The organism is Chlorogloea sp. CCALA 695 (assembly GCF_003003885.1).
GTDB lineage: Bacteria > Cyanobacteriota > Cyanobacteriia > Cyanobacteriales > Chroococcidiopsidaceae > Aliterella.
The window spans coordinates 1-8,663 of record NZ_PVWN01000102.1; the positions used below are offsets into that span (position 1 = coordinate 1).

Here is an 8,663-nt window from a genome sequence, read left to right on the forward strand (position 1 = left end):
GTGCGGTTTTGCATTTATCGCCATCAATTCTTTTTCACAAAATCCGGCGCGTCAGCGCTTCTCTAGGAAGCGCTTTAATTTCAGCAACAGGAAATCCCTCAAAAATATTAATGATTTTGAGGGATTTTCTACAGGCTTATTTATTTAAGGCGGAAGCAATGCTTCCGCCAATTAAGCGCGGAAGCGCCTTGTTTCTTGCTAATTTTCTTTTAACCTTACTATCTCAGTCCCAGGATAGTAAGTCTCCAAAATCTACCGATAATCTACCCCTGGCTGGTATAAGCCCCCGTCTGACTCATTTCTACACCCCTGTGCGCTCGATTGACGACTTCTTGGGTTGCTGCATAAAGCGATTCCACAACGCCATCCTGGTAACTGAGGATTTCTCCTTAGCTATTATTAATGAACATAAGGTTTTCATTATATTTCAAAATAATCTTCCAGAGCGGATATTACCAAATCAAAGTCTCTAAATTCGGGCAATAATTCAGATTCTATCCAGCCTACAGACTTTGCTTCTGCTGTTGGAGCAAAAACAAGTAATATAGGTTCTGGAAAATCATCAACATACGGATACCAAGGTACTGAGCATTCGGGTCTAATAGCCGTGAATGATGTAAGCAAATTGCTATCCAAATAAAAACGATTTGCACCGCCCATGCCCTGCTGCGGGTGAGTTACTCTTTGCTGCGGACTATTTACCAACCAGTCAAACAACGATTGAGCATGATGATTCAAATAAGTGTAATCAGGAGAAATAAAAGTATGGACTTCAATAGCTTCAAGAGGCGTAAAAATACCCTGGATCTCAAAACATTCGGGATCGTCGTCGTTCCGAGTGAATTCTATAAATCCATCTCGATAGGATTCAAGCCAAAATGCCGAAGTTTTATACTCAATGGTTGTCACCAGATAACCTCTATTTTTTCATATTGTTGATTAGCTGTTTTTAAGCTTTTTTAGATCAAAAACAAGCCTAGTTTTACTTTGACTCCAATCTCGAAATATCCACCCCAGGATAATACACCCCTAAGATTTGCCGATAATCATACCCCTGGTTTGCATAAGCATAAGCCCCGTTTTGGCTCATCCCAGCCCCTTTATGCACCTTATCGACAATCGCCTGGGTTGCTGCATAAAGCGATTCCACAACGCCCCCTTCGTAGCTAAGGATTTCTCCAGTAGTTTCGCCTACCGCCTGGTGCGTGGTGTTGTACTCGGTAGCAAACCCTTTGTATACTTGATGCCTCTCCCCAGAAGTCACATCAAATTGTTCATTAGCGTTGCGAAATGTATGCACAAGAGCATACGAACGCGCCGCCACAGCTTGTGCTTTCAATGCCTCCATTGGTGCGGCGGCGCTCATTTCGCTGCCGACAACTGATAGCAGATATTCTTCCAAGTCTACATAGTTAATCGCAAGTAACTTATTTCCCTGGGCGATTAACAGTAATCTGCCCCTGTACCAACTATTACCGACGAATACCGCACCACCATCAGATGGTTCAACCCATACAGTTGAAGGCGATTGCCAACCAGTAAATAAAATAGTTGAGTTATTAGCGCTCAATTGGAATGCTTCAGAGGGCGGTAGTTGCTCTAGAGCTTGCCCGTTGCCATCAATAATGTTGGCATTAGTTGAGGAAGCGATCGCAATATTGCTAATATTTTGGGCGATTGCAACTCGGATCTCAATAGCTGGAGCGGTATAGGGGCGCGTACTTACTTTGCTTTTTGAACTTCGGGTTTTTGCTTTTGGTGGATGCTTTTGTACGATTACTTTTTGAGGCTGCTTTTTCGGTGAGGTTAGCGGCTGGGGAGAATTAGCTGTAGGGGCGACTGGAGTAGTCTGCGGCAGTCGTGTGAGTAGTGGCAGAGTTTTTTGAGGAGTGTTAACCGTTGCGGTAGAAGATGGTTGTCCTGAAGAAATTATCTGAAACGTTAGGGGTATAACTACTGCGGGGAAAAACAAAAACCAACTTCGCATTTTAAAACCTTGGAACATCTTCAAGCATTGCCGCGTACTCGGTGTCGAGCATCCTTAAGTCCTCAATATAGACGCTCTTTCGGTCATAAGGCAGTGGGCTTGCATTAGCATAATTAATAGCCGCTCTCTCGTTATCAAGGGTTACGCAGACAACTAATGTTCCTTCGGGATAATCATCTTCTTTGCCTGCAATAGTATAAGGTAATTTAACAGCTTGAGCATAACCTGCGGCGGAAGCTGACTCGCTTGGACTTTCGACGATTAGCTGAGGTGGTTCGCATTTTGAAATCGGCAAGTAGATGTAAGGGAGATTTTTAGCTATGGAAAACCCATTGCCTTTTTTCGCTACAACAAATTGGTTTCGGTCGGGGCGATCACAGTTCAAAGTGCGGAAACCGTGAGTAGTAAAGTAGTATATTCCTCCTAATGATAAATCCTCAATTCCCAAAAAATTGTCTAAGTTTTCAGACTTTGCTATTTGTTTTAACCTAAGAGCGGCTGCATTGTCTCGCTCAGAATCTAGATAAGATAGAAAAGTTTGGAAAGCTAGGTGTAGGTTCAAAATGATTCCCCGTTAGTTTCTTGTGGTTCTTGAGCGAGTTTAATGATTCGCAACTGCCTATTCAACTGATACAGCCGAAGTTGGGTGTGGAAAGAGTAAATACCAAAAGCTGACCAAAAGGGTAAGACTAATAAAAGAAGTAATTTTTTATCAGGATCTATTTCTAGACTGAAAATGAAATAAGCTACAGTTACTAAAAGTGAGATTATGATAGGCATTACAGCGAACGCTCCATTAATACCGAATCCTTGCCAAAACTCAAGAGACGTTAGCCCATCCCAGTAGGAAACATGGGAGTTTAATAATTTAAACACTTCATCTTTTTCGTTATTCATAAGACCTCGCTGCTACTTTTGTGTTTCAATAAGTGTATTACTTTACGAAAGTATTAGAGTAATACACTTATCCTATTTAACTAGCTAAACTAACTTCATTTACTAGCTTTGTAGCTGCTGATTGCCCTAAAGTTTTTTGCTGTAGTTTAACCTTTATTTGACTGACCAAAAACGCAAGCTTCTGATCTTTGCCATTGACCTTCTGAGCTATCCCCAATACCTTCGCTATCTCTCTAGCCTGCCGCAACTTCAGCTTATCTAAGTCTACCCCTCGCAACAAATCCTCAAGTTGGGTGTTAGCAACATCAATTGCTTTAGCTGGAGGCAGTAATCGTAAATGCTTTTGTTGTTTCTGAGCCAGCAAGATTTTGGATGCTACCTCGGCTTTGTCTTCTCTCTTAAAAAACTCTGTGGACGGCAGTTGCTTTAGTGGCAGATTTTCCGCTACTGGCAGCAACCAAGGGTCGGGCAGTTGGGGTAGCTTCTGTGGGATTGCAGAACGGGGTATTTGAGCTTGTAACTGCTGCAACGAAGGCTGTTTCTTTGGTGGGATTGAAGCGATAGAAACTTGCTTGTAAGCGACAACTAATCTTGTGCCGAAATCTATTGATGCGATGGTTATGAAGCTTATTGCAATCGCATTGAACAGAAACGTCAATAGTTCTTGTGTAGACATGATAGAAATCCTTTTATTGAGTTCGGCGTGTAGAGAATACCGAGTTTTTGATGTCGTATCTTTCCTGCGTCAGCAGTTCTTAAGAGTGCTGCTATTGAGCTATTAAAACTTTAAAACTTGCTTGATTTAATAATATAATAAATCAAGTCAGAAGTCAAGCACTTTATTATTAATAACTGTGTACAAAACAATTATTAATAATAGAGATAGACTTTAGTTAACTTGTCTGATTGTCAAGTTTAATCTTCCGCCGTCCTTTAGTAAATTACTGGTGTTAGGGACAGTACCTTTAAAAGAATGGAAGAAGTTTCGGCTTTCACCCGACATTACGATTATGTCACCGCTTTGGACAATATAATGTTTGGTTTCGTCGGTGCGAAGAAATCCACCCAAAACAAAAACTCCTGAATCCCCAAGTGAAATCGAAATTATTGGCGCAGATAAGTTTTTTTCTGTATTGTCTTGGTGCATACCCAGTTTTTCACCTTTTCTATACAAATTGATCAAGCAAGATTCGGGATCAAAATTATCGTTTCCTGTTTCCTTAGCTAAATTGATTGCTAAGTCACGAATCACCTGGGGCATAGCTGGAAATCTACTTAAAGTCTCTGGATGAACTTGCTGATAGCGATATCCGTGCCTGTCTGCAACCCATCCCAGTTCTCCGCAGTTGGTCATCGAATAGTTAAATGATTGACCGTTTGCCATAGTTGGTCTAAATAGTGGCGCTTGTATTACAACGGATCTAGCTGCTGCTAAAATCTCTTGCTGTACAGCTTTAGTAAGTCTTGATTTGAGTAGAAAGAATCCTTGGTTTGTTGTCATCATATTTAGTCAACCTATGAGCTTCGGCGTGGAGAGATTGCCGTATTTTTTGTTCCCACTTACTTCCTGCGCTAGCAGTCATTTCTTCTCGAAAGATTTGGATTAATAAGTGCGCTTTAAGAATCTTTTGTAAGTTGAATACTCAACTAATTTAATAATACAATAAAACAATTTATAAGTCAACCTTTTAATCATTAATAACGTTATAAAACAATTATTAATGATTAAGAATATACGCTAGTTGACTCGTTAACTTGTGAGGTTAATTCTTTTCCCAGTAGCAAAACTTGGGCTACTTTGATTGTTTTTACGAAAACTGTTGGTAAATTTCCTGCCATTCATCCAAAGTTATAAAAACCGATTTGTTCTCTTTATCAGACCAATGCCACCAACCGCCGCTCTGTTCTGCTAAGGTTCGCAAATTGGCAATTTCTTGTGTAGTAATTGTCTTAATACCGAACTCTGTCTCTGAACCATCTAAGACTATCTTCCACAGGTAAAACTCTATGTCTCTAGTCCAGCCTGCACAGTATCCAGCCTCAGAGATTTCGCCTATTTCTACTTGCAGTTGTTCTTTTGGTTCTAATGCTTCAGTATTAACGGTGGCTGCTATTTCCTTTAAAGATGCCATAATGCTTTTTGGACTGTTGCCTTGGTCATCTATCGCCATAAGAACTCCTTCAAAGTTTTCCTAATATTTTGAATACCTGAGCTAATTCATCAATTTCTGGCTGCTCCCAAGGCAATACTTGAACTCGAAAAAACCTCCAACTCGGTCTTTTTGGTGACTGAAACCAAAATGGGTCGTAAGTCATTTCTGCGGACATAACGCGGTTTTCTCCATACTCATTTATTAATTGGATTAAATCTTTACCTTTCGGGTCGAAATCATTAATACCTATTACATCTACAGGCAGGTTTTTGAAACGCTCTAATTCGTTGACAGTTTTGTAAGTTAAGATTGGTAAACGATACCAACGGTTAAAAGAATTGTACCCAATCTTCCAACTTGGTTTAGTAATCACTGCACCTAAGCCTTTGGTTGCTAACCCTTCTTTATACAAGGTGTGAATCTCAACTATTTCACTAGCCATTCTTTGAAAGTTTACGTCGTTTATTCTTTTCATAGTTCAAATGTTTCCTGCCATGCTGCTATGACAACTAATGTTAGTAGACAAATCAGTATTGATGTAAAAATATATATTACTAAATCCGTCACACTTCCCAAACCAGGTCTGCCTTCATCGCGTAGTTTCCGTTGCTTTTCTCTAATGTCCTCCAGATTATAATTAATGGAATCCTTAATAGTTACAGGCATTGCTACATTTTCGGGTTGTTTTTTCAGATAATCTAAATTGCTTTTCAAATCTCTATACTCGAAACTTTGCGTTAATGATTTAGATTCTAGCCAACTAATTCCTTTTGTTAATTCAACACTTGCAATTTTAGTTGTTCCAGCTTTACTTGCTCTTTCTAAAAAAATCTCGCACTCAGTCTTATACCTATCATAATCTTTACTAGCATGAATGGCTGGGGGAATATTTTGGTATAATTGATATCCAACAAATAATGTTGTACCTATAGCTAGTAAGTGACTAGCAAACTCTGTATAAGAAAAAGGCTTTGCTTCCCTATTAGTATTCATTAATTCTTCCTTTTGTAAACTTAAGTTTTTTTGCTGCCAATCTTTGCAATATTCTGATGCTTTTCCATAGGGGTGAACAGCACAATGTATCCTTTCTCTACCAAAGAAATAGCTACAGTTTTTGCATTGGTTTTCTTCATTCATTTGGAAAAGCCTCTAAGTTTTTATCAATTGACTAATGTTTTTATGGCGGCGGTTTTTTCTCGGTTTATTGGGGTTAATTCCTATTGGGAAAACCAGTCTCGTCCTAGGATATTCTCGTGCTAGAGCAATTGCACTTTGAGGGCGCGCCAATTGTAATAATTGCCACTTACTGCCGTCTTTTTGCCAGACTGCAACTAAGTCAAATCCATTACGAGGATCAATAGCAACTGGCTTGTACTGCATAGTAATTCTCCTCAATAGCAATGAGTTGTTATTTTCGTTCTGACGCGCTGACTCCTGGTTAAATCCTCAACGCAGGCGATCGCCCTCTGGCACTGCCGAATATCGAACATAGCCACATGAGTTTTTTCCAAAGGCAACCTCATCGCCTTCGACAACCACTTGTAAGCTCCTTGGCGACTAGAGAAAACACCGGACTGCCACAAGGGGTCGAACTTACGATGAGCCAAACTGCGCCACCTCCGCAATTCCTTATTCGCTAGAGTTCCCAGCGCGATAATAGTTCGAGGATGGCAGCCAACTCTAGCGTCACAACTGGGATAGGCATCGCACAGATATATGAAACCGTAACTGCAACCGAAGACCTGAGTGTAACTTTACTCATAAATTTGCCGCAGTGGTAAGCTTATGCTTCCACTAAAGTGTGGCTTGCTTATAGTTCTAAACCAATTTATCTTCGGGCTGCTTTAAAAGCAGTACGAACCTCTTGAAGATCAAAAACAGCCTGGTTTACGTCAATAGCTTTGAAATAGCTGGTTTACTAGGTATAAAGACCTTGATTATGAAATTGCAACGCCTAACGGCATAAAGCCACGAATCACCCAAATGTGACGCTAGGGTAGGCTGTCATCCTAGAACTTGAGCAACGCCTAACGGCATAAAGCCACGAATCGAGTGCCTAAGTGAAAACCCTTGACTAAGAAAGGCTCATTTGCAATCTTACAAGCACCTTCGAGATACAGAACCCGACGACGAAAACACAAAATTTACTAAATTCTCCCTTACCTTCAGCCCCTCAAACTAAGTCCATATAAACTTTTGCAGAAATGGCAAGCTTATCTTTCCAATTTGGAATAATGGCAAACTTATGGTTCCCATCTGTCAATTACATCCAAAATTAGCTGACGCAAAAATAAGGGCTATAGTGTTGTCGGCGGCAAACTTATGGTTCCAGTTGCGGCAATATCATGGGTAAAGTCACACTGAGCGCTATCGATTAACGAAACACTACTACGGCAAAAGGGACATCTTTGAGGTTTCATCGGCTTGCCCCCTGCAACTGCTCTAGTACCGCTATTTCCTCGGTTATCGCTCTAGCAACTGCTAATAGTCCTGGCTTTGATAGGTCTTGGAGTAAGGCGATCGCTTTGTTGAACCTGGAACAGCAATCGCAAACATAATCGAAGTAGATTTCCTGGGGTTCGGTTGCTTCATACAGGGCGGCGAAGCCCTGCGTGCGCGCTTGCGCTATCGCAAGTGCGGCTTTTTTATCTTGGCTCAAGTGTTGCAGATGGATTTGTAGCTGCTGTAAAACTGGCTCGTCTTTTGGATTGACCGAGTGGCTGGTTAAATTAAGCATTGTGTTGACCTATAGGTAAAACAAAACCCGTTAGTAGTGACTAACGGGTTTGAGAAAGATAACTTTAGATTGGAGTAAACGTTAAGCTGAAGATGCTTAGATACTGAACTTTTTTGAGCGCTGCCATGAACCTTTCCCCTGCACTAAAACAAGAAATAGAACAAATTGCTGCGCTGCAAGGTATTTCTCCAGAGCAATTCATCCTCCAAACTCTAATGGAGAAAATTAATGCTTTCAAACAGCAAACCCCAAATCCATCAAGCACAGAATCGCTCTCTAATTCGCCGGAGTCTCATCTTAGAGAGCAAAAGGGAATTTTGGTATTTGACACACAATCTTTAGATCACATCGACTTTAACCAGTTGATTGAGCAAAGCCGTGAAAGAGATTGGGAGCAACTAAGTTTGTGAAGGTTCTATTCGATACATCGGTTATGATTGCTGCTTTATTGCCTCAGCATCCAAGCCACTCTCCCTGCTTTATTCACTTGCAGGCGGCGAAATTAGTACAAGCAAAAGCCTATCTCTCTACTCATAGTTTGGCGGAACTCTATTCTGTGCTGACGCGGATGCCCAGCCAACCGCGTATTTCTCCGCAGATTGCTAAACGGCTGATTGAAAACAATATCCAGTACCTAGAAACTGTTACTTTAGATCAAGCAGATTATCAAGCGGCGATCGCCCAGATGACGGCACTTAATCTTCCCGGTGGAGGAATTTTTGATGCGTTGATTGCTCAAGCCGCATTGAAAGTATCAGCAGAGAGACTTTTAACGCTCAACCCAAAACATTTTACTCGTCTTGGTACAGAATTAGCACAAATTGTTTATCTTCCTCATTAAAGCAGGCAATAATCTTGCCTATTAACTAAGTAGGAATCTTGAAACTTT

15 protein-coding genes and 1 pseudogene are annotated in these 8,663 nt (G+C 40.8%); 2 read left to right on the top strand and 14 right to left on the bottom strand.

What is annotated here, in order from left to right; genetic code table 11:
- Positions 1-252 precede the first annotated feature (252 nt).
- The 14 genes and pseudogenes from C7B70_RS28970 to C7B70_RS24330 all read right to left on the bottom strand — a co-directional run.
- Positions 253-389: pseudogene (locus C7B70_RS28970) on the bottom strand (sporulation protein SpoIID); the annotation flags it as partial.
- A 31-nt stretch (positions 390-420) separates the two neighbouring features.
- A complete protein-coding gene (locus C7B70_RS24275) occupies positions 421-909 on the bottom strand; it encodes a hypothetical protein (RefSeq protein WP_106371485.1) in 489 nt (162 codons plus the stop codon).
- Positions 910-982: 73 nt separating this feature from the next.
- Positions 983-1,987: a SpoIID/LytB domain-containing protein gene (locus C7B70_RS24280; protein WP_233221122.1), complete on the bottom strand. Its 1,005-nt coding sequence runs from the start codon at positions 1,985-1,987 to the stop codon at positions 983-985.
- A 1-nt stretch (position 1,988) separates the two neighbouring features.
- Positions 1,989-2,549, bottom strand: a complete 561-nt coding sequence (locus tag C7B70_RS24285; protein WP_106371487.1) for a hypothetical protein — start codon at positions 2,547-2,549, stop codon at positions 1,989-1,991.
- Positions 2,546-2,884: a hypothetical protein gene (locus C7B70_RS24290; protein WP_106371488.1), complete on the bottom strand. Its 339-nt coding sequence runs from the start codon at positions 2,882-2,884 to the stop codon at positions 2,546-2,548. Before C7B70_RS24290 ends, C7B70_RS24285 begins: the two co-directional genes overlap by 4 nt.
- A 76-nt stretch (positions 2,885-2,960) precedes the next feature.
- Positions 2,961-3,560, bottom strand: a complete 600-nt coding sequence (locus C7B70_RS24295; protein ID WP_106371489.1) for a hypothetical protein — start codon at positions 3,558-3,560, stop codon at positions 2,961-2,963.
- A 213-nt stretch (positions 3,561-3,773) separates the two neighbouring features.
- Positions 3,774-4,388, bottom strand: coding sequence for an alpha-ketoglutarate-dependent dioxygenase AlkB (locus C7B70_RS24300; RefSeq protein ID WP_199192523.1), 615 nt, complete (start codon positions 4,386-4,388; stop codon positions 3,774-3,776).
- Positions 4,389-4,692: 304 nt separating this feature from the next.
- Positions 4,693-5,055, bottom strand: coding sequence for a hypothetical protein (locus tag C7B70_RS24305; RefSeq protein WP_106371490.1), 363 nt, complete (start codon positions 5,053-5,055; stop codon positions 4,693-4,695).
- A 10-nt stretch (positions 5,056-5,065) separates the two neighbouring features.
- Positions 5,066-5,512 carry a hypothetical protein gene (locus C7B70_RS24310; protein WP_106371491.1) on the bottom strand — a complete coding sequence of 149 codons (447 nt, stop codon included), beginning with the start codon at positions 5,510-5,512 and terminating at the stop codon, positions 5,066-5,068.
- Positions 5,509-6,174, bottom strand: coding sequence for a hypothetical protein (locus C7B70_RS24315; protein ID WP_106371492.1), 666 nt, complete (start codon positions 6,172-6,174; stop codon positions 5,509-5,511). The genes C7B70_RS24310 and C7B70_RS24315 overlap by 4 nt, the downstream gene beginning before the upstream one ends.
- Positions 6,175-6,186: 12 nt before the next feature.
- Positions 6,187-6,417, bottom strand: coding sequence for a hypothetical protein (locus C7B70_RS24320; protein WP_106371493.1), 231 nt, complete (start codon positions 6,415-6,417; stop codon positions 6,187-6,189).
- Positions 6,418-6,428: 11 nt separating this feature from the next.
- On the bottom strand, positions 6,429-6,755 hold the full coding sequence (locus C7B70_RS24325) for a zinc-finger-containing protein (RefSeq protein WP_106371494.1): 327 nt from the start codon (positions 6,753-6,755) through the stop codon (positions 6,429-6,431).
- A 579-nt stretch (positions 6,756-7,334) separates the two neighbouring features.
- Entirely contained in the window at positions 7,335-7,457 is a 123-nt protein-coding gene (locus tag C7B70_RS28570) for a hypothetical protein (RefSeq protein ID WP_255409381.1), read from the bottom strand.
- Complete coding sequence (locus C7B70_RS24330) at positions 7,454-7,774, bottom strand: hypothetical protein (protein WP_106371495.1); 321 nt, start codon at positions 7,772-7,774, stop codon at positions 7,454-7,456. Before C7B70_RS24330 ends, C7B70_RS28570 begins: the two co-directional genes overlap by 4 nt.
- Before the next feature lie 125 nt (positions 7,775-7,899).
- On the opposite strand from C7B70_RS24330, the gene C7B70_RS24335 reads away from it, so the two are divergent.
- Together C7B70_RS24335 and C7B70_RS24340 are read left to right on the top strand one after the other, a co-directional pair.
- Complete coding sequence (locus C7B70_RS24335; protein ID WP_106371498.1) at positions 7,900-8,184, top strand: hypothetical protein; 285 nt, start codon at positions 7,900-7,902, stop codon at positions 8,182-8,184.
- Positions 8,181-8,615 carry a PIN domain-containing protein gene (locus C7B70_RS24340; RefSeq protein ID WP_106371496.1) on the top strand — a complete coding sequence of 145 codons (435 nt, stop codon included), beginning with the start codon at positions 8,181-8,183 and terminating at the stop codon, positions 8,613-8,615. The genes C7B70_RS24335 and C7B70_RS24340 overlap by 4 nt, the downstream gene beginning before the upstream one ends.
- The last annotated feature ends 48 nt before the right edge of the window (positions 8,616-8,663 follow it).